Origin of the sequence: Thermosynechococcus sp. GLH187 (assembly GCF_031583395.1) — a bacterium.
GTDB lineage: Bacteria > Cyanobacteriota > Cyanobacteriia > Thermosynechococcales > Thermosynechococcaceae > Thermosynechococcus.
In genome coordinates this window covers 2,266,648-2,285,893 of record NZ_CP134175.1, presented here as the reverse complement: position 1 = coordinate 2,285,893, position 19,246 = coordinate 2,266,648, and the positions used below count along the sequence as shown (strand labels likewise).

17 protein-coding genes are annotated in these 19,246 nt (G+C 52.2%); 12 read left to right on the top strand and 5 right to left on the bottom strand.

Annotated elements, in window-relative coordinates:
- Window positions 1–24: 24 nt before the first annotated feature.
- Window positions 25–2,409, bottom strand: a complete 2,385-nt coding sequence (locus tag RHI63_RS11215; protein ID WP_310821602.1) for a dynamin family protein — start codon at window positions 2,407–2,409, stop codon at window positions 25–27.
- A gap of 328 nt (window positions 2,410–2,737) precedes the next feature.
- On the opposite strand from RHI63_RS11215, the gene RHI63_RS11210 reads away from it, so the two are divergent.
- Window positions 2,738–3,040, top strand: a complete 303-nt coding sequence (locus RHI63_RS11210) for a DUF3181 family protein (RefSeq protein WP_206200224.1) — start codon at window positions 2,738–2,740, stop codon at window positions 3,038–3,040.
- A gap of 2 nt (window positions 3,041–3,042) precedes the next feature.
- Here the strand turns inward: RHI63_RS11210 and acsF are convergent, their stop codons facing one another.
- A complete protein-coding gene (gene acsF, locus RHI63_RS11205; RefSeq protein ID WP_310821601.1) occupies window positions 3,043–4,107 on the bottom strand; it encodes a magnesium-protoporphyrin IX monomethyl ester (oxidative) cyclase in 1,065 nt (354 codons plus the stop codon).
- 274 nt (window positions 4,108–4,381) lie between these two features.
- On the opposite strand from acsF, the gene RHI63_RS11200 reads away from it, so the two are divergent.
- The 3 genes from RHI63_RS11200 (at window position 4,382) to RHI63_RS11190 (ending at window position 7,487) form a co-directional block, all read left to right on the top strand.
- Window positions 4,382–5,110: a biliverdin-producing heme oxygenase gene (locus tag RHI63_RS11200; RefSeq protein WP_310821600.1), complete on the top strand. Its 729-nt coding sequence runs from the start codon at window positions 4,382–4,384 to the stop codon at window positions 5,108–5,110.
- A gap of 38 nt (window positions 5,111–5,148) precedes the next feature.
- Window positions 5,149–6,531 (top strand): oxygen-independent coproporphyrinogen III oxidase, encoded by a 1,383-nt coding sequence (gene hemN / locus RHI63_RS11195; RefSeq protein ID WP_302678321.1) that lies wholly within the window; start codon window positions 5,149–5,151, stop codon window positions 6,529–6,531.
- A 107-nt stretch (window positions 6,532–6,638) separates the two neighbouring features.
- Window positions 6,639–7,487 carry a fatty acid desaturase gene (locus RHI63_RS11190; RefSeq protein ID WP_206200220.1) on the top strand — a complete coding sequence of 283 codons (849 nt, stop codon included), beginning with the start codon at window positions 6,639–6,641 and terminating at the stop codon, window positions 7,485–7,487.
- On the opposite strand, the gene RHI63_RS11185 is transcribed toward RHI63_RS11190, so the two are convergent.
- A complete protein-coding gene (locus RHI63_RS11185) occupies window positions 7,479–8,228 on the bottom strand; it encodes a DUF928 domain-containing protein (protein ID WP_206200219.1) in 750 nt (249 codons plus the stop codon). The genes RHI63_RS11190 and RHI63_RS11185 overlap by 9 nt on opposite strands.
- 370 nt (window positions 8,229–8,598) lie before the next feature.
- On the opposite strand from RHI63_RS11185, the gene RHI63_RS11180 reads away from it, so the two are divergent.
- The 7 genes from RHI63_RS11180 (at window position 8,599) to RHI63_RS11150 (ending at window position 16,488) form a co-directional block, all read left to right on the top strand.
- A complete protein-coding gene (locus RHI63_RS11180) occupies window positions 8,599–10,278 on the top strand; it encodes an alpha/beta hydrolase (protein ID WP_206200218.1) in 1,680 nt (559 codons plus the stop codon).
- A gap of 14 nt (window positions 10,279–10,292) precedes the next feature.
- Complete coding sequence (locus RHI63_RS11175; RefSeq protein WP_310800577.1) at window positions 10,293–11,774, top strand: cobyric acid synthase; 1,482 nt, start codon at window positions 10,293–10,295, stop codon at window positions 11,772–11,774.
- A 96-nt stretch (window positions 11,775–11,870) separates the two neighbouring features.
- A complete protein-coding gene (locus RHI63_RS11170; protein ID WP_149819466.1) occupies window positions 11,871–12,224 on the top strand; it encodes a hypothetical protein in 354 nt (117 codons plus the stop codon).
- Window positions 12,225–12,262: 38 nt separating this feature from the next.
- On the top strand, window positions 12,263–13,282 hold the full coding sequence (trpD, locus tag RHI63_RS11165) for an anthranilate phosphoribosyltransferase (RefSeq protein WP_206200215.1): 1,020 nt from the start codon (window positions 12,263–12,265) through the stop codon (window positions 13,280–13,282).
- On the top strand, window positions 13,272–14,138 hold the full coding sequence (nadC, locus tag RHI63_RS11160; protein WP_310800225.1) for a carboxylating nicotinate-nucleotide diphosphorylase: 867 nt from the start codon (window positions 13,272–13,274) through the stop codon (window positions 14,136–14,138). The genes trpD and nadC overlap by 11 nt, the downstream gene beginning before the upstream one ends.
- A 53-nt stretch (window positions 14,139–14,191) precedes the next feature.
- The gene (locus RHI63_RS11155; RefSeq protein WP_206200213.1) at window positions 14,192–15,835 is read left to right on the top strand and encodes an iron ABC transporter permease; all 1,644 of its coding nucleotides are present in this window, start codon (window positions 14,192–14,194) and stop codon (window positions 15,833–15,835) included.
- 71 nt (window positions 15,836–15,906) lie between these two features.
- Window positions 15,907–16,488, top strand: a complete 582-nt coding sequence (locus RHI63_RS11150; protein ID WP_206200212.1) for a DUF1997 domain-containing protein — start codon at window positions 15,907–15,909, stop codon at window positions 16,486–16,488.
- Between the two features lie 7 nt (window positions 16,489–16,495).
- Here the strand turns inward: RHI63_RS11150 and RHI63_RS11145 are convergent, their stop codons facing one another.
- A complete protein-coding gene (locus RHI63_RS11145) occupies window positions 16,496–17,671 on the bottom strand; it encodes a hypothetical protein (RefSeq protein WP_206200211.1) in 1,176 nt (391 codons plus the stop codon).
- 13 nt (window positions 17,672–17,684) lie between these two features.
- Window positions 17,685–18,104 (bottom strand): hypothetical protein, encoded by a 420-nt coding sequence (locus RHI63_RS11140; RefSeq protein ID WP_206200210.1) that lies wholly within the window; start codon window positions 18,102–18,104, stop codon window positions 17,685–17,687.
- 203 nt (window positions 18,105–18,307) lie between these two features.
- Here RHI63_RS11140 and RHI63_RS11135 point away from each other — a divergent pair, with 203 nt between their 5' ends.
- A complete protein-coding gene (locus RHI63_RS11135) occupies window positions 18,308–19,213 on the top strand; it encodes a polyphosphate kinase 2 family protein (protein WP_206200209.1) in 906 nt (301 codons plus the stop codon).
- Window positions 19,214–19,246: the final 33 nt, after the last annotated feature.

The window sequence follows — 19,246 nt, the reverse complement described above, 5'->3', positions numbered from 1 at the left end:
AATAAAATTTAATAATTTGTCGGCTCAGTATTCACCTTCAATACTGCTGATCAGAACTTGCTCTACTCGACGCGAATAAATTGGAATATCACACTTCGCTTTTTGAGCATCCTCCTCGAGCTGCTCTAGTTGCTTCATCACTTCTTCTTTTTCAACAGCAGACTTTCTCTGATATTCTTGGCTCTCAATCAGAGTTGTTCGATAATCCTTGAGATAGCTACTGAGATACTCGATGTATTGTTCTGCTTCTACTTTAAAACCTTTTTCTAAATAATTATTAACCTCTTGTTCTATTTGATTCGCTTGGGTGTCTATTTGTCGATTGATTTCCTCAACGACTTTATTGAGATAGACTACATATTCTTGAATAGTCTCTGTATAAATTTCATACACTTCCTTAGGAATTAGCCAAAACCAGTGCCACCAAAATCTCTTTTCCACTTTTCGAAATTTATTGACAGTCCTAGTTAAAGCTTCGGGTCGAAGTTCAGAATTGCCAAAACTAGCCTTTGAAACCTGAAAATCAGGAAGGCTTAATTGCACATTAAAAGTCATCTGGAGTCGTTCTCTTGCTTTTTCTAGGATAGGCTGAGTTTCTTCCTCTATTTCTTTCTTTAATCCAAGGATTTTTTCTCCTACAAATTTTTCAATCTTTTTCTGGGTATCACCAAAAAACTTTTCTGCTTCTTGTGAAACTAGGTTAAATATTTTTCCCTGAAAATCTTCAGCGTCATGCCTTGAGCTAAAAGGAATCCTTAAATGATCCTCACGAGACTTGTCGTTGGTTAATTTGTGTGCAAAGTCTGTGAGAAAAAGCATTACTTTTTTGAGAACATCAGCCTGCTCATACTCTTTTTGAGAAAAAAGATGACTAACGTCTGCTCTTGCCTTGTTCTTCAATTCAGAGACTTCACTGGCAATCTGATTCTTAATTTCTTTTTGATACTCCTCGATAATATTCAACAGATTAGCCGAATTTTCAATTTTCTTAATATCTTGATTTAGTTGCTTAATTTCATCCTCAAGTGTACCTAGGGTTGCTTGATAGCTTCTTTTTCGCAAATTAATGTCTTCAAGAAGCTTATGAATAAAGCCGTGAGTGATGTTTAGAGATTCCCTGATTACTTTCGGTGCAGCAATTTTAATGAGTTCACTAATCACTTTAGTGAAAAACTGATAAAATCCTGAGCGTTCATACCACTGCTTTCTAGCTTTCTTAGTAAACGCATCTTTGTCAATATCTTCTAAGTCTTCTTCCCAGTCATCCCCAAGAATTTCTCTTGCCAAATCTCTGGCTTCAGGTCGAGTCCGCCAGTCTTCTCCTAAGTCATGCTGCTTCAGGAAACGAGCAGCACAATAGGCTCGTTGGGCAGATAGCTCAAAAACATGAGAGCTAGGAATTCTAAATTCCTGCTGCACAAACTCCCGCACTTCTGCAGGAGTCATATCCCCTCTGCGTCGTTGATCAACTTTGTTTACGAGGGCATAGATATTTTCAGTTCCACCACGAATCTCAGCAATTGCCTGAACAGTTTCTTGAACACTTTTAGCCGCTTCAGTCTTGAGTTGGGTAAAGTCTAGGACAACCAAAATGAGACTACTACGCTCAAGTTGTTCAGCAAAAATATTCTTGATTTCTAAGTTCTCGCCTGCTTCGTTAGGACCTGGAGTGTCAATAATGACAAGGTTGCCCAAAGCGGTGTTGATAGCCTCGCCTTCAGAGGTAAAAGGTGCTACTCTGATCTGGGGTAGCTCCCGCATCCGCTTTACAGGGTTGTAGGCAGGAACTATTTGGCTGGCTAAACGTACCAAATCATTCATTAGTTGCAGGGCTTCACGCACACTTTCGACACCTGTTGTTTCTTCTTTGAACAAAGTGCCGTCATTCCTGATAATGTTTTCAAATGTGGTGTCAAGATGAGGATATTTCTGTAGCCTAGCTGCAACGTTGTCACGATTCCTATTGTATTCTTGGCGGATTTTCGCCGCTGTCTTTTTGAATAAAGCGAGGGTTTCTTCGGGGACAAAGAGAACAGGTTCAGGGTAGTTTGTATCTAAAACGATTTCCGTTGCAGTAGCGGTCATGGCAGTATTGCGAGCAGGCAAAAGCGGTTGACCGACAATTGCATTGATAATCGTGGATTTGCCAGCTTTCATGGGGGCGACCACGGACATGCGTAGAGCCATTTCCTCAACGTTGGTGAGGGCTTGCCGAATCGCTGCTGTACCTGAAAATTCTGTTTTTTCTTGAGATGAATCCCTCTCTGCTGTTTTATGGAGGCTGTTGTAGCGTTCAACAATGCCAACGGTCTGTTTCAGCAAATGAATGACATCTTGGCGCAAGTCTTCTAGTAGGGTCTCACTTGGCTGAACGTCTTGGGGAATGCCGGGGGGGATAGCCGTAGCCATACAATCAGCAATTAAGAGCAATTAAAAGAGAACTGATGCCTATGGTAGCACAAAGAATAAAAACTGTTGTAATCTACAGCTCTTTCCTAAAAGAAAAAGGACACGCTCCCTGTAACCATTGATTTTGGCTGCTTTGAGCGCATTCAGGACTTAGGGAAAAGACCGTTAGGGTTTTAGTTCTTAACAAAAATTAATGATTAGCCTTCTATGGGTGAGCCTGATCCTTGTCCACAGGTGTTTTCCCGATTACTATCCCATGATCGGTCTGTTTTAGCGATCGCCCCCCTTGACTGGTACAAATAGAGTGAATGAAAAAGCGGTGACCTAAATGAGTCGTACCCCCTTAATTGAACGTCTTGCGGCTGAAATTGGCCGCGATATCTATATGGATGTGGCCAAATGGCATCTGTATCTCGCTGATGCCAAGCTGGCAGCCCCCCTTGCCGAAGCCTTTTTGCCCCTCCTAGAGCAGGGGGAGGTTAATTCGGCGCAGGTCACGAGTGTCTTGCAGGAGGTTTCAGTTCCACTTGGCGGGGGTCAGCAGTCCCTTTCCCTCGATCGCCTGATTCCCAAGGCCAACCAAGAGCTGCTGGTAGAACTGCTCAACCGTTTTCGCCAAGAGGAGCTTTAGCCCTAGTGCACGGTGCCCCATTCCTGTTGGGCATTGACGGGGGGCAAGAGATACAGGCGTAACAGGTGGCCGGCGATCGCCAACTGGTGAGGAAGCTTCCGCAAGGCCTTCAGCCACTTGGGTTGCTTGCTGGCTTCAATGGCTTGGAGTTTTTTATGGATTTCGACACAGCGTTGCAGCCGCGGATAAAAGTCAGGGTGATCGACATTGAGCACCACCGAGAAGGTGCGAGCGGCCGTTTCATTGGTTTTGGCAATGACCTCGCGATCGAATTCCGTGGCATCAAGACCAAGGGCTTCATAGAATTTGGCACGCTCATGCACCGTCAGCGTATGGGTGGCAAACACCGTCAGCAGGAAGAAGCGCATCCATAGTTTGGCACCCCAGCCTTGAATCAATTGAGGTTGGGAGTGGATCAAGGCCTTGAAAATATCGCCGTGGCGGTTTTCGTCTTGGCACCAACTTTCAAAGTAGTTAAAGAGGGGATAGAAGGAATGTTCGGGGTGCTTTTCCAGGTGACGGTAGATGATGATGTAGCGCCAGTAGCCAATTTTCTCCGATAGATAGACGGTGTAGAGCACCCATGGCAGGGGGAAAAACGTGTAGGTACGCGCCTTAGAGAGATAGCCCAAGTCCATGCCATGGCCAAAATCCATCATTGCCTTGTTGAGAAACCCTGCGTGCCGCGCTTCATCCCGTGCCATGAGGTGAAAGATTTCCGCCAAGAGGGGGTGGCGATTCTTCAGCTTGCGCGAGAGTTCCTTAAAGAGCAAAAACCCTGAAAACTCAGAGACACAGGAGCGCTCAAGGTAATCAATAAAGGCTTTGTGGGTCTCTGCATCCAAGGTGTCCCATGTGCCTTTGAAGGCGTCGTCGCGGACAAAGTGATGGCGGTTGTAGTCTGCCCGCATTTCCGCCAACATTGCTTCGAGTTGTTCCTGCTGGCGACTAAGGTCAAGTTTTGCTGCCTGTTCAAAATCTGTTGTGTAAAAGCGGGGGGTTAAAAGGTTTTCGCGAATAGTTTTAACGCTCTGACTCGCATCGGGATTGGGGGCGATCGCCACCATAAGCCTTTCACTCCTATAGAACTAAACCTATGCAGGTCATACCGTTTTACTATACTATATCCCTCAGGACGGTCAATAACCGTCTTGACGATTTTGCAAAAGTAGGCAGTTTTGTAATGTTTTTTGAAGTTTCGCTTGACAGCCATATGGTCAAAAAGTAATACTCACCCTTAGTTTGCCCTTCTGCCCCCGTTCAGCCCACGGCCATTCGCCGTTGGCAGGATGAACTCATCTCAAAAAAGATTGTTAAAAACTGATTTCAGGAGTTACAGGTATGACCGTGCTCTCCCTTGCGCTGCGGGAAGGAACTGCTGAGGCTCACAGCTTGGCCGAACACACCGCCTTCATGAAATGTTTTGTCCGCGGGTTGATTACGCCGAGCCTCTTCCGCCAGTTCTTGGCCAATCTCTACTTTGTGTACACCGACCTCGAAGCTGCCTTAGCCAGTGCTACGAGCGATCGCCTGCGGGCGATGTATTTTCCCGAACTCAACCGCAGTGGCCAACTGGCCGAAGACTTGGCCTTCTACTACGGCGACAATTGGCGCGATCAGATTACCCCCCTCACAGCCACTCGCGTTTACCTCAGTCGTATTCATGACCTCGCCCAAAGTGATCCTCTGTTGCTCATTGCCCATTCCTACACCCGCTATATGGGGGATCTCTCTGGGGGACAAGCTCTGAGTAAAATTGTGCGTTCCCAGTTAGCGCTCCCCGCAGGCAAGGGCACCGCCTTTTACGAGTTTCCAGCCCTGCCGACCCCAGAAGACAAGAAAGCCTTTAAGCAGCGGTATCGGGAAACCTTGGATAGCCTCAGCCTCGATGAGGTCGCGATCGCCCGCATTGTCAAGGAAGCCAACTTTGCCTTTACCCTCAACTGCCACCTCATGCACGCCCTAGAGTCGGAGCTAAAAGCCACCGTTGGCGAGCAGGTCTGGCAGTCCGTTGTTGAGAACCAACCGAGTCGGCGGGAGCAACCCCGTCCTGAAGCTGTTGCCGTTTAAGGCCCACTGTTGATCTTGTTAGGAGCTTGCAAACATCCATGAGTGTGGTTCAGCCAATTCAATTTGATGGGGCATTGCTGCAAAAATACGATCGCCCCTTGCCCCGCTATACCAGCTATCCCACGGCTGCCGAGTTTACTGCTGACTTTGATAGCCATTGTTTCCAGCGGGAACTGCTGCGGAGTAACGCAGGGCATCTGCCTCTGTCCCTATACGTGCATATTCCCTTTTGCCAAACCGCCTGCTATTTTTGCGGCTGCAATGTCATCGTCACCCAAAGCCAAACGATTGCCAAAACCTACTTGGATGCCTTAGCAGAGGAAATTGCCCAAGTGGCGGCACGGCTGGATCGCACTCGTCCAGTGATTCAAATGCATTGGGGCGGCGGTACCCCCAACTATCTCACCATTGACCAAGTGGAATCCCTGTGGCGGACGCTCACCCACCACTTTGAATTTGCCAACGATGCCGAAATTTCCATTGAGGTCAATCCCCGCTATATCGACCGCGAGTATCTCTTTCGCTTGCGCGATCTGGGCTTCAACCGCATTAGCTTTGGTGTGCAAGACTTTGATCCTCAAGTTCAGCTGGCTGTCAATCGGGTGCAGCCGGAGGCGTGGCTCTTTCAAGTGATGGAGTGGATCCGCGCTGCTGAGTTTGAGAGTGTCAACATTGACCTGATCTACGGCCTGCCTTTTCAAACGGTGCAATCTTTTGAAACCACAATTGCCAAAACAGTGCGCCTTGACCCCGATCGCATTGCGGTCTTTAACTTTGCCTATCTTCCCAATTTGAAACCCATCCAAAAGCGAATTGACCCTGCTACCCTACCCGATGGCACGACCAAACTGGCCATTTTGCAGCGGGTCATTGAAACGCTAACTAGCCAAGGTTATCAGTACATTGGCATGGATCACTTTGCCAAGCCCACGGATGAGCTGGCGATCGCCCAAGCAGCAGGAACGCTCAAACGCAACTTTCAGGGCTATACGATCCTGCCCCCTGCAGATTTGATTGGCTTTGGTCTGACCTCAATTAGCATGTTGCAGGAGGCCTATGCCCAAAATCAGAAGCATCTAGCCACCTACTTTAGTGACATTGCGGCGGGGCAATTGGCTACAGAACGCGGGATTCAACTGCGCCCTGAGGATCTGCTGCGCCGCACCATCATCATGGCACTGATGTGCCAATTTACCTTGGACAAGGGGGCGATCGCTCGCCAGTTCCAGCTGGACTTTGATGCCTACTTTGCTCCAGAGTTGGCCGCACTCCAGGACTTGGCTGCCGATGGCCTGATTCATTTAGGGCGCGATCGCCTAGAGGTCACCCCCGTAGGCCGACTCCTCATCCGCAATGTGGCTGCCGTCTTTGATACCTACCTGCAACACAAATCTGGTAAGACATTTTCTAAGGCCATTTAGGCTCAGCCGAGGATTGCCCTGAGGATTGTCTTGGTGGCTCAGATTCTCTAGATTACAACTTGATTTCAACTTGCGTCTAAATCCGCACACGGTGTTGAGGAGTGCCCATGTCATCATCCCTAGAACTCCAACCTGAAACTGCCCGCCTCAATTGGGCCTTTGTGCTTTTTTTAACGACGGTTCATGTCTTGGCCGCGGTTGCTCTCTTCTTTTTTTCTTGGTCAGCCTTGGTGGTCACCATCTTTCTCCACTGGCTCTTTGGCAGCATCGGCATTTGCTTGGGATACCATCGCCTCCTGAGTCACCGCAGTTTTCAAGTGCCCCAGTGGTTGGAATACATCATTGCTGTTTTGGGTGCCTTGGCCATGCAGGGAGGTCCCATTTTTTGGGTGGCCGGTCACCGCTTGCACCATGCCCACACCGAAGATGAAGTCAAAGATCCTTACTCAGCGCGGCGGGGCTTTTGGTGGAGCCATATGCTCTGGCTGGTCTATCCCCATCACCAATTTTTTGAGGCTGAGGAGTATGCCCGCTTTGCCCCAGACTTGGTGCGGCATCCCTTTTACCGCTGGCTGGATCGCTACTTTTTGCTGCTGCAAGTGCCCCTTGCTTTGCTCCTCTATGGCCTTGGGGGTTGGTCATGGCTGCTGTGGGGAATGTTTATGCGGGCGGTCTTCCTCTGGCACAGCACGTGGTTGATTAACTCCGCCACCCACAAGTGGGGCTATCGTCGCTTTGAGACCGATGATAACTCTCGCAATCTTTGGTGGGCAGCCCTCCTCACCTACGGCGAAGGTTGGCACAATAACCACCATGCCTATCCCCACGTGGCCAAGGCCGGCTGGTACTGGTGGGAAGTGGATCCCACTTGGTGGGTGATTCGCACACTCCAAGGACTGGGGCTTGCCTCCAAGGTACAGTTGCCCCCCTCCACCGCCCTGTCTAAGTTACCGTAAATTGCGCCGGCTGCGGTGGGCGATCGCCAAATTGCTCAGGCGATCGAGGCCAACCTCCTCAGCGGTCATTAACTCTGTCCACAGGGCATTCACCTTGGGGTCAGTTGGCTGTTGCTGCCGCAGTTTGACCAATGTCTCGAGGGCATCGTACCACAGGCCATGGCTAGCCAGCAGGTTATAGCGTTCTACAGGACTGACCTGGGGCAGTTGCTTGTTCGGGATCCTTGGTAGTGTCACCCGCCGTACCCAGCCTTCCACAAAGCGAATCTGTGATGGATCAGGATCTCGGGGATTGCAAATGAGACTCACCGTCCAGCGGTAGTCCACCCCCTCCTGTAGGGGCGGTACGTCACCCGCCAACGTAATACTGTCTAGGCGCGGGCGATTGGCCATCGGAAACTGCTGCTTGTAAATTTGCACCTGCGTCCCGTCGGCAAGGTTCTGAAAGAGGGCAAACTCAAGAGCTTGGTAATTATTGGCGGGTAAATACCAGTAAAACGTGGGGCGATTAACTGCCGTTAAACCAATATTACTTGCTGGTACTAGGGCGATTAAATCCGGTTCGTTCGCCGCTGTTTGCACTCTACAGACGCCGCGGGTGGCTGCCCCCTCCCGATTCCCCGGCCGGGATAGGTTTTTGGGGGGCGTAAATCCCGCCCAACTCAGACCCGCATTGAGGATGAGTACGGCCAAGCTCCAAGGAACGAAATATCGCAGTGACGTGAAAATAGGGCGTTTCATAGGTCAAGATCCTTAATGAAAAGCGGTAGCGGGAAGTGTTAGGGGGGCTTATCGTTAATCTTTGGTCATTTCCCTACCTGCCACACTACTACCATAGGAGTTGGGTGTGGGCTGCGGGGTGATAGCGCCAACGAGATGGTGATGATGTCCATCACGTACTGGTATTGCGCTGGCTCACAACCTGAGTAGTTTTCAAGACGAGGACAGCACCCTAGCAGTTCCAAAGTGGCGCGGGCATGATGTCAGCAGCAGGCATATTAGCAAAGGGCTATCTCTATACTGGAAAGTACCTATAGAATTTTTGCGCTGAGCGCTGTTCCCACTACTTTTCTAAATTTCTTGATCTAGTGGTGTTGCGTGACTCCTCGCTGTGAACACTCTCTCCCTTAAGTGGTTTCTCTTGCCCCCCTTCAGTGTTGTGGCGGGTCTCAGCATCTTTTTGGTGGGATCAAGGGGGCTGTCGGCAACGGCAGCAGAACGGATTATTTTTCGCTATGGCCCCTTCGAGCGATCGCTCCCCATTGCTGATTTAGAACGCTTTGCTACCACTGGCCAAGCCTCCCCAGAACTCGCCAGCTATTTACGGTTATTGCCGCCTGTGCATCAGCAGCAATTGCGGTTGGCCTTACAAGAACGGCTGCGCCTCTCGCCGGTGGCTGTTGCCCAACTCCTGTATTCCCCCCTTGGTCAAGAATTGATGGTGCAAGCGGGCCGAATTCTCGAAACCCAAAGCCGCCAAGAAAACGCCCGTGCCCTGCGATCCGCCCTGATTCTCGCTGCCACTGATCCCAAGGGTCTGACCGCGTTGAGTGTGATGCGCCATTACCCCTCCCCCAGTATCCGCTTTGATCTCAAGGAAGGACTCGCGATTCTCAAAAACTTCCAGCATACAATCCGCGAAACAGAGACAATTCTGGATGTTGTTCGTCAACAGGCGATCGCAAATCAGCCAGAATCTATTCCTGCCAGTGTGCAATCACTGCCCCAACCGGGGCCTTGGCGGTGGCTCGAGATGCCTTGGACAGCAGTGGATGCATCGCCTCGGCGGTTGCAGTTGACGGGACATTCCCGCCCCATTGCAGCGGATCTCTATCTACCCATCGTTCCTGCGGGACAGCGGGTTTCAGTGGTCATCATTTCCCATGGATTGGGAGCCAATCGCTACAGTTATCGCTATTTGTGTCAACATCTGGCCTCCCATGGGTTTGCCGTCATTGCCCTAGAGCATGTGGGCAGCTCCACCCGTCAGTTGCTGTCCTTTGCCATAGGCCATGTCACTCCTAGGGTGGCGGCTCAAGAATTTCTGGATCGCCCCCTCGATGTCACGTTTGTCCTCAATCGTTTAGGGACATTTCCTGAGCAACTCTATCCTTGGGCAGGGCGGCTAGATTTGGAGCGGGTGGCAATGATTGGTCAGTCCTTTGGCGGCTACACGGCTCTCGCCCTCGCGGGGGCACCGTTGGATTTTCAACAACTGCGGCGACATTGCACAAGAAGTGTTCTCGACTCGTTTAATGTGTCACTGCTGCTCCAATGCCAAGCGCAAGCATTACCACCAAAGGTCTATTCCCTACAGGATCCCCGTGTGCAAGCGGTGATTGCTGTTAACCCGATTACCAGTGCGGTCTTTAGTCCTGAATCCTTGAGGCAGTTGAAAATTCCCGTTATGTTTGTGGCTGCCAGTGACGATCCGATCGCCCCAGCGGTCGAGGAGCAAATTTATCCCTTTACATGGCTGACGACGCCCGATCGCTACTTGGTGTTGATAGACGATGCCACCCATTTCTCAACCATTGGTGAGGCGGGTCAAAATGAACCGGTGCTGCCTGTGCCCCAGTCCCTTGTCGGTGCCATGCCCCCGCGATCGCGCACCTATCTGCGAGGATTAAGCTTAGCCTTTTTACGCTTGCACCTTCTAGGGGATGAACAGGCACGGCAATGGCTGACACCGGCCGCAGCAATGGCCTTGAGTTCGCCCACCCATGGCCTGAACCTGACTCAATCCCTAGCCCCGGAACTGTTGGAAAAGGTCCCACAGGCAGCGAAGTAATGATCAACTCGACCATGAATGCTAAATCCCTGATGGTGGTGGGCACCAGCTCCCATGCCGGTAAATCTCTCCTCACAGCGGTGATTTGTCGTTGGCTGGCGCAGCAGGGCTACCGTGTCACTCCCTTTAAGGGACAGAATATGGCCTTGAATGCTTACGTCACCCGTGAGGGAGGTGAAATTGGCTATGCCCAAGCAATGCAGGCCTGGGCGGCAGGGATAGAACCCGAAGTGGCGATGAACCCGATTCTCCTCAAGCCCCAAGGCAACATGACCTCCCAAGTGATTCTCAAGGGGCAGGTGGCGGGGGTCACCCAAGCAGCAGACTACTATCGGGACTATTTTGAGCGGGGTTGGCAGGCGATTACCGAGGCCTTGGCGGATCTGCGACAACGCTTTGACTGGATTGTGTGTGAAGGTGCAGGGTCACCCGCAGAAATTAATCTCAAGCACCGCGATCTCACCAATATGCGGGTGGCGACGTATCTTGGGGCACCGACGATCCTTGTGGCGGATATTGATCGGGGGGGCGTCTTTGCCCACATTGTCGGGACATTGATGCTTCTTGATCCTGCTGAGCGATCGCTCATTCAGGGGATTGTCATTAATAAATTTCGTGGCCAGCGATCGCTCCTTGACAGTGGTGTGCAATGGCTAGAGGAGACCACAGGAGTACCGGTTTTAGGGGTGATTCCCTGGCTCGAGCGCCACTACGCTGCCGAAGATTCCCTTGATCTATGGGATCCGCGTCCCCAACGCCAAGGGGCAGACTTGAAAATTACAGTCATTCGACTACCGCGTATTGCCAACTTCACCGATGTCGATCCCCTGCTGGCGGAACCCAGTGTCTCCCTTGAGTTTCTACCCCCCCATCGTCCCTTGGGGCAACCCGATGCCGTGATCTTGCCGGGGACGAAAACGACGATTGCTGATCTCCACGTCCTACGGCAAACGGGGATGGCAGCGCAACTACAAGCCTACGCTGCCCAAGGGGGAACCATTCTCGGTATTTGCGGTGGGTGGCAGATTTTGGGTACCACCATCAGCGATCCTCTGGGCTTAGAGGGCTGCCCCGGCACCTATAAAGGACTGGGACTCATGCCGCTGCACACGCAATTGGGGGTAAGCAAATGTACCCAGCAACAACAAACCCAATCCATTTATTTCCCCTGTCCTGAGCCGATCGTGGGCTATGAAATTCACCAAGGCCAAAGTGAATACACAGGCGATCTCAACGGTTGGCAGCCCCTTTTTTCTGCCTCAGAACTCGGCCTTGTTAACACGGCGGGCACGCTTTGGGGCACCTACCTGCATGGGCTATTGGAAAATGGTGCTTGGCGTCGCCATTGGCTAAATGGGTTGCGATCGCGCCGTCAACTGCCCCCCCTACCCACAGCCATTCCCCACTATGCCGAGCAACGGACTGTTGCCCTGGATCAACTTACAGCAGCCGTGATGGCTCACCTCAACCTAGAGAGCATTTGTAAATTATGTTGATGTAAAAATTTCAAATTGTTAGCAATTGTCATCCCTTGCAAATGACTCCCCTAGACTGAGGAACGATGTGCTGATGATAGGGAGTGCAAAAGGACAATGACAGTGGCTGCTTCTTGGTCAGTGGGAATCTTAATTGTTTCAGCGATCGCCGCCCTGAGTGGCTTAAGCTGGCTCTTGTACACAGCTTATCAAGAGGAAAAACAATGTCCCCTGCGGGAGTATTCCCCCCAAGAGGCCTATGGTGAAACCCTTTGGCGCATGATCTTTGTCTATTGGCTCGTCTATTGTGGTGCGCGGGGTCTGCAAATCGCTGTACCATTAGAAGGCACTGATTTAGGTCAAATGTGCAAAATCACCGCACTCTTGGCCTTTTTGCTCACCACCTCTTCGCTGCTTTGCTTACCGATGCACTATTGGCAGGCACGCCAGCGCCAGCAACAACTCAATTAACCCTCGATTCGTCTCCTCCAAGGTTCAATTAAGGTTCAATGTGGTCTGACCTGCTCCAACAACTCCTCGATCGCCAAGCCCTGACGCAAGAGCAGGCCACCCAGTTAATGCAAGGATGGCTGGCAGCAGAAATTCCCGATGCCCTCGCCGGTGCCATTCTCACGGCATTACAGTTCAAGGGGCTGACGGTTGAGGAACTCACGGGTATGGCCAAGGTATTGCTGGCGCAGTCCGCCGCTGCACCGCTAAATTTAGCCGAACCCCTCATTGATACCTGCGGCACCGGGGGCGATCGCGCGGGTACCTTTAATATCTCCACAGCGGTTGCCTTTGTTGTCGCAGCAGCCGGTGTCAAAGTGGCTAAGCACGGCAATCGTTCCGTCTCTAGCCGCGTCGGTTCAGCGGATGTCCTTGAGTACCTTGGGATCAATCTTGCTCACAGCGATCCCGCCTTTTTGCTCAAGGAAGTGGGGATTACGTTTCTCTTTGCCCCCGGTTGGCATCCCGCCATGAAAGCCGTGGCTCCCCTGCGCCGTACCCTGAAAATTCGCACCGTCTTTAATCTCCTCGGTCCTTTGGTGAATCCGCTCCACCCCACAGGGCAGGTGATTGGTGTCTTTAGCGATCGCTATCTTGAAGCCATGGCCGGCGCCCTCCAACGTCTCGGACGCCAACGCGGGATTGTCCTCTATGGTCGCGAAGGAGTGGATGAAGCCACCCTCGGCAATATGACCGATCTTGTCATGTTTAGTAGCCCTGAGGAATCGCTGCGCCAAGAAGTCCTTGATCCCCAAGCCTTGGGACTCGCCAGTGCCCCCCTGAGGGATCTGGCTGGAGGAGATGTCCAGACCAATGCCGAGATTCTTACCCAAGTTCTGCAGGGCAAAGGCACAACGGCTCAGCAGGATGTGGTGGCGCTCAATGCCGCCTTAGCTCTCTACGTGGCAGCAGTCGTTCAAGATTGGTGGGAAGGGGTGGATCGGGCAAAGGCGATTCTGGCCAGTGGCGCCGCATGGGACAAGTTACAGACATTGGTGACGCTCTCCAATGAGTCCTAGGGGGTCTGCCTATTTGCCGCCGTGGTGTGTCCTAGATCCCCTCTTGGATCAATGGTTACAGGAGGACATCGGGCGGGGCGATCGCACCACCCAAGCCCTGCATCTCCAAGATCGCCAAGGAAAAGCCCATATTCGTCTCAAAAGTCAGGGAGTGATTGCCGGTCTGCCCATTGTGGAGCGGGTGTTCCAACGCCTGACAGCAGCAGTAGTGTTTAACTACGAGCAGGCCGAGGGCACCCTTTGTGAGGCGCCGACAATTGTTGCTCGCATTGAAGCTCCCCTAGAAACCTTACTCCTAGGTGAACGGCTGGCTCTCAATTGCCTGATGCGCCTCAGTGGCATTGCCACCCTCACCCGTACCTACGCCCAGCAAATTGCTGACTTGCCAACGCAACTCGTCGATACCCGCAAAACAACGCCCGGACTGCGCCTGTTAGAAAAATATGCAGTGGCGGTGGGGGGCGGTGTCAACCATCGCTTTGGCCTTGACGATGCAATTATGATTAAGGATAACCACATTGTGGCAGCGGGGGGCATCACGGCTGCGGTTGAACAAGTCCGCCAATCCAGTCCCTTTCCCTTGGCCATTGAGGTGGAAACTGAGAGCCTAGAGCAGGTGCGCGAAGCCCTCTCCTTGGGGGTAGAGGTGATCATGCTTGACAATATGCCGATTCCAGAGATGACCCAAGCCGTGGCGATGATCCGCGCCGCAGCCCCCCACACTAAAATTGAGGCCTCTGGCAATATCACCCTAGAAACCTTGCGAGCAGTGGCCTTGACAGGGGTGGACTACATTTCTACGAGTGCGATAATCACGCGATCCCCTTGGCTAGACTTTAGTTTGACCATTCTTTGAGTCCTCTCTACCTCTTGCCCACAACGTCAGTACCTATTTTGGGAGGTTGCCCGATGTTGAAATCCATGAGAATGCCGCAGTTGGTGCAGCTCAAACCTTGGGAGTTAGTGGTGTCACTGATTGCAGTGGTCATTGCGATACCGATTTTGGTCATTCTCAGTCAACTCTTTGTGAATACGGGTGACACTTGGCACCATTTGGCCACAACCGTTTTACCCGACTATTTACTCAACTCCCTCTGGCTAATGTTGGGGGTGGGAGCAGGGGTGATTGTCATTGGTGTCAGTACTGCCTGGCTGGTCACCAACTGTCAGTTTTGGGGGGTGCGCTGGTGGCAATGGCTACTGTTAACCCCCTTGGCAGCACCCGCCTATGTTTTGGCCTATACCTATACGGAGTTTTTTGCCTTTGAAGGTCCGATTCAGGGGTGGCTACGGGAGCTGACGGGCTGGGGCTACGGTGACTACTGGTTTCCCAATATCCGCTCCCTTGGCGGGGCGATCGCCATGCTCACCCTCGTTCTCTATCCCTATGTCTTTCTCTTGGCGCGGGTAGCCTTTTTGGAGCAGGCCACCTGTAGCTTAGAGGCCAGTCGTTCCCTTGGCTGTGGGCCTTGGCGCAGTTTTTGGACGGTGGCGTTGCCCCTTGCTCGGCCAGCCATTGCTGCCGGCACCAGCCTAGCGCTCATGGAAACCCTGAATGATTTTGGTACTGTGCAGTACTTTGGCGTGGATACCTTTACCACAGGCATCTATCGCACATGGTTTGGCATGGGCAATCGCGTGGCCTCAGCTCAGTTGGCAGCTGTTTTGGTGGTGATTGTTTTTGCCCTGCTGCTCGTGGAGAAATGGTCTCGGGGCAAGGCACGCTATTACAATCGCGGGAGCGATCGCCCCATTCCCTACGTGCTCAAAGGCTGGCGAGCGGCTTTGGCTTGGCTGGCCTGTGCCCTACCGGTGTTCTTTGGTCTTCTACTCCCCGGCGGGTTGCTCCTCTACTTGGCCATCAGCTACCAACAACTGCACCTCAGCCGTGAATTTTTAGAACACGCCAGCCACAGCTTGATTTTGGCCACCCTCTCTGCGGTTTTGGCGGTGGGCATTGCCCTGCTCTTGGCCTATGGGCATCGCTTGCTGCCAACGGTTTGGGTGCGTTGGGGAACACAGATTGCGGCGATGGGCTATGCCATTCCCGGTACGGTGATTGCGGTGGGGATTCTCATGCCCTTGGGGTGGCTAGATAACGTCATTAATGATGTCACTGAGCACCTGTGGGGGGTGGAAGTGGGCTTGATTCTCAGTGGCACAATCACAGCCCTGATCTATGCCTACTTGGTACGCTTTTTGGCGGTTTCCTTGGGCAGTGTGGAGGCCAGCCTAGTGAAGATTCGTCCGTCCTTGGATGAGGTGGCGCGGACATTGGGGCGATCGCCCTGGAATATTCTGCGCACGGTTCACTTGCCGCTGATGGTGCCCGGCCTTTTTACCGCTGCCCTGATGGTCTTTGTCGATGTGATGAAGGAATTGCCTGCAACATTGGTGATTCGCCCCTTTAACTTTGATACCCTAGCCATACAGGTTTACCGCTTTGCCTCTGATGAGCGACTTCCCGAAGCCGCCTTAAGTGCTTTGGCCTTGGTGGTCGTCGGTCTCATTCCGGTCATTTGGCTGGGACGGCAAACCCGCTGGGCAGATTAGGGAGTTCGGTTTACCGTTTACCCCTTTCTTAATAATTCGTTACATTAGAAACAACGTTCGCTAGGTGTGCTATGTACTTAGAATTTAAGGCCAGCCAATCTGTGCGCCTCAGTATTGCAACGCCCACGGCCCTTCTGCAGCACTACCTGCGCCAACCCCAGCGGCTGGTGTATGCCCTGACTGACCCAACACGGGTGGAATTTTTGGGTAGCGATCGCTTTCGCCTCAAGATGCGTCCCCTTAACTTTCTCATGGTCAGCTTGCAGCCCACGGTGGATCTGGCTGTCCATGCTAATAGCGATGGCTCTTTACAATTGCGCTCCCTCGGCTGTGAAATTCGCGGCGTGGACTACATTAATCGCCGCTTTCACCTTGCGCTCCAAGGCTATTTGTCTCCCCAAGCAACGGCAAACGGCACGGATTTGATTGGTCTAGCTGACTTGCAGGTGGGCGTGGATATTCCGCCGCCTTTGGATCTCACACCGCGCCCGATTCTCGAAGCCACCGGCAATGGCTTACTCAAGAGCGTTCTGTTAACGATTAAACAACGCCTCAGTCAACACCTTGTCGCCGATTATCAACGCTGGCTCACGGAAGTGGAAACCAATGGCAGTGGCGATTGGCTCACGCCTGTCCCTGTCAGTTCCAGCTAAAATTTCCCTACAGATAGACCTGCTTGGTGCTGAGTAATTGCCCAAGGCCAAAGAGTCCCCGCTGGCAACCCCTTGCAGCAGCACCAATGGCCAAGGCATCCAAGCGCTCTAGTTGGGGGGGACGATTGACAAAAACCAGGGGAGTTTGCACCTGCTGATAAAAGGCACGGCAGTCTTCGTAGCTGCTGGCAATAATCCCACTGGCGGCGCTGCCATACTGGTGAATCCAATGCACTGCGGCGGTGAGATCCTCTTCGTAGTGCCACGCCAAGCGTCGATCCAGATAGGGGAGTGGCCACTCACTGGCGTCCACGAGGGGAATTTCAGGATAGTTGCGGTGTAAGTGCTCATCCACCCCCTGCTTGTAGCCCGCTTGGGTGAGTTCATTGATCACAAATGCCAGATGGGAGGGATTGACATTACCGAGCACAATGACCTTTTCAATGGCAAGGGCGCGATCGGGATTGGCTTGGTGGCTGTGCTGAATACAGTTGAGGACACTCTCTGGCGACACCGAACCATCCCAAACCAGATAGGTATTCCCAAGGGAAAGAGAGACCAAGGGACAGCGAGCAGCAGCGCGTTGCTCGGCCACAAAGCGGGAGCGGCCATAGACAAGGGCGAGATCAACAGCGACGGGATCCGCAAGCCAACTGGTTGGACTCAGGGAGAGGGTTTGAATGGTGGCTTTGGGCAGACTGGTTTTACTGAGGGCGGCCTCGATGAGACTGGCGATCGCCCCAGCAGTATAGCGGCTACTTTCACCACTCCAGAGCACAAGGGCATTTCCCGTTTTGAGGGCCATGCCCGCCAGCATCAAACTTAAAGTGGGTAGCCCTTCATAGACCAAGGCCACCACCCCCAAGGGCACGGCGTACTGAAACCGCTCGGGTCGCGTTGGCAACGGCTGCTGCCACGGATCTGGCGCGTGGTAAAGGTGCTCTAACCACTGCCGAATGCGGTGGAGGCGCTCATGGGTCAGCCGCAGCCAGCCAAGAACAATCTGGGACACTGCTAAATCGCGGCTAGATTCAAGATCGAGCGTATTTTGCTCCAACAGGAGGGGTTCTGCTGTTGCCAACTCCTCAATCAATCGCCGAAGAGCGTCCTGACGGAGGGCATAGCTGGCTTGGCTGAGGTGTGTACTGGCGACCCGCGCCCCCCTTAGCGGCTCAGGCAACATGGCCGCAGCGCATTCAACGACGGGAGAGGGCAATCCAGACTAGAAATGCCGGTGTCAGTGCAATCAGCAGGGAGGCAATAATCCATAGCAGCCCTTCAGGTTTTAAGGACAATTGTAGAAGTAAGGGCAGCCAGAGGAGAATAGGCATCAATAAAAAGAAGCTCAGGCCAATCGCAAAATACCAATAGCTTTCTGAGAAGCCCCGCTGCAACTGATTCCACTGCAATCCTGTCCAATACCATGCGCGTTTGTAGGGATAGGTGGTGGCCAACTGCTCAATCGAATAGCCATCGGGACGGACGACAAAAATTTGCTGACAGCGCCGACAGCCAAAAGCTTCCGTGAGGGCGATCGGCATCAACTCCCCTTGGCGACGACAGGGACAGGGGTAACTTGCATCGAGATCCAGTTTGTGAGGTTTAATCGGAGCCACGGTGGCTGTCCAAAACGCAAACGACAGAAAATGATTCGATGGCGGGCGATCGCTCGCCTACTGATACAGCATACAAAGAGAATTCTGTTTTGCCTGTGACTTATACAATTTGTTAAAGATAGCCGCGAAAGGGGGATATTTCGATTTTTCTGCAATGAGAGAATGTAGGCTAGGATACAGTTCTGCTGCAACCCCTCCTGATCATGATTCCCCAAGATTTTCTCGACCAAATTAACCCCGATCGCTACATTGTTCCCGTGGGGGGGAAATTTCACTGGCAGGACTATGATCCTGCGGATACCGCTGGCCTCAAAAGCAAAGTCGAAGCCCAAGAACTCCTTGCCGCTGGCATTAAGAAGCTAGCCGCTTACCAAGATGTTCTCTATGCCCAGAATATCTATGCGCTGCTGATTATTTTCCAAGCGATGGATGCAGCGGGCAAAGACAGCACGATCAAACACGTCATGAGTGGCATTAACCCCCAAGGCTGTCAGGTGTATAGCTTTAAGGCACCGAGTGCCGAGGAGTTGGATCATGACTTTTTGTGGCGCGCCAACCGCGCATTGCCAGAGCGAGGCTGTATTGGTATTTTTAATCGCTCCTATTACGAAGAAGTTCTTGTGGTGCGGGTGCACCCAGAGTTGCTGAACCGTCAACAACTTCCCCCCGAAACCAAGACCAAGCACATCTGGAAAGAGCGCTTTGAGGACATTAATCACTACGAACGTTACTTAACCCGCAATGGTATTCTCATCCTCAAGTTTTTCCTGAATATCTCCAAAGCAGAGCAGAAAAAACGCTTTTTGGAGCGCATTAGTCGCCCGGAAAAAAACTGGAAATTTTCCATTGATGACGTGCGCGATCGCGCCCACTGGGATGACTATCGAGACGCCTATGCCGATGTCTTTCGCCACACCAGTACCGAATGGGCACCGTGGCACATTATTCCCGCCAATCGCAAGTGGTTTGCCCGCCTCATGGTGGCTCACTTCATTTATCAAAAGTTGGCGAGTTTGAACCTGCACTACCCAATTGTTAGTGAAGCCCACAAAGAGCAGTTACTGGAAGCCAAGGCATTACTGGAAAACGAACCTGACGACGAGGAATAACGGCTGCCACTGCCTCCCGAAATCGAGGAGCTT

Excerpts from the sequence above, each read along its gene's own strand:
- RHI63_RS11215 (WP_310821602.1), bottom strand. The coding sequence starts at position 2,409 with ATGGCTACGGCTATCCCCCCCGGCATTCCCCAAGACGTTCAGCCAAGT.
- RHI63_RS11210 (WP_206200224.1), top strand. The coding sequence starts at position 2,738 with ATGAGTCGTACCCCCTTAATTGAACGTCTTGCGGCTGAAATTGGCCGC.
- acsF (WP_310821601.1), bottom strand. The coding sequence starts at position 4,107 with ATGGTGGCGATCGCCCCCAATCCCGATGCGAGTCAGAGCGTTAAAACT.
- RHI63_RS11200 (WP_310821600.1), top strand. The coding sequence starts at position 4,382 with ATGACCGTGCTCTCCCTTGCGCTGCGGGAAGGAACTGCTGAGGCTCAC.
- hemN (WP_302678321.1), top strand. The coding sequence starts at position 5,149 with ATGAGTGTGGTTCAGCCAATTCAATTTGATGGGGCATTGCTGCAAAAA.
- RHI63_RS11190 (WP_206200220.1), top strand. The coding sequence starts at position 6,639 with ATGTCATCATCCCTAGAACTCCAACCTGAAACTGCCCGCCTCAATTGG.
- RHI63_RS11185 (WP_206200219.1), bottom strand. The coding sequence starts at position 8,228 with ATGAAACGCCCTATTTTCACGTCACTGCGATATTTCGTTCCTTGGAGC.
- RHI63_RS11175 (WP_310800577.1), top strand. The coding sequence starts at position 10,293 with ATGAATGCTAAATCCCTGATGGTGGTGGGCACCAGCTCCCATGCCGGT.
- RHI63_RS11170 (WP_149819466.1), top strand. The coding sequence starts at position 11,871 with ATGACAGTGGCTGCTTCTTGGTCAGTGGGAATCTTAATTGTTTCAGCG.
- trpD (WP_206200215.1), top strand. The coding sequence starts at position 12,263 with ATGTGGTCTGACCTGCTCCAACAACTCCTCGATCGCCAAGCCCTGACG.
- nadC (WP_310800225.1), top strand. The coding sequence starts at position 13,272 with ATGAGTCCTAGGGGGTCTGCCTATTTGCCGCCGTGGTGTGTCCTAGAT.
- RHI63_RS11155 (WP_206200213.1), top strand. The coding sequence starts at position 14,192 with ATGTTGAAATCCATGAGAATGCCGCAGTTGGTGCAGCTCAAACCTTGG.
- RHI63_RS11150 (WP_206200212.1), top strand. The coding sequence starts at position 15,907 with ATGTACTTAGAATTTAAGGCCAGCCAATCTGTGCGCCTCAGTATTGCA.
- RHI63_RS11145 (WP_206200211.1), bottom strand. The coding sequence starts at position 17,671 with ATGTTGCCTGAGCCGCTAAGGGGGGCGCGGGTCGCCAGTACACACCTC.
- RHI63_RS11135 (WP_206200209.1), top strand. The coding sequence starts at position 18,308 with ATGATTCCCCAAGATTTTCTCGACCAAATTAACCCCGATCGCTACATT.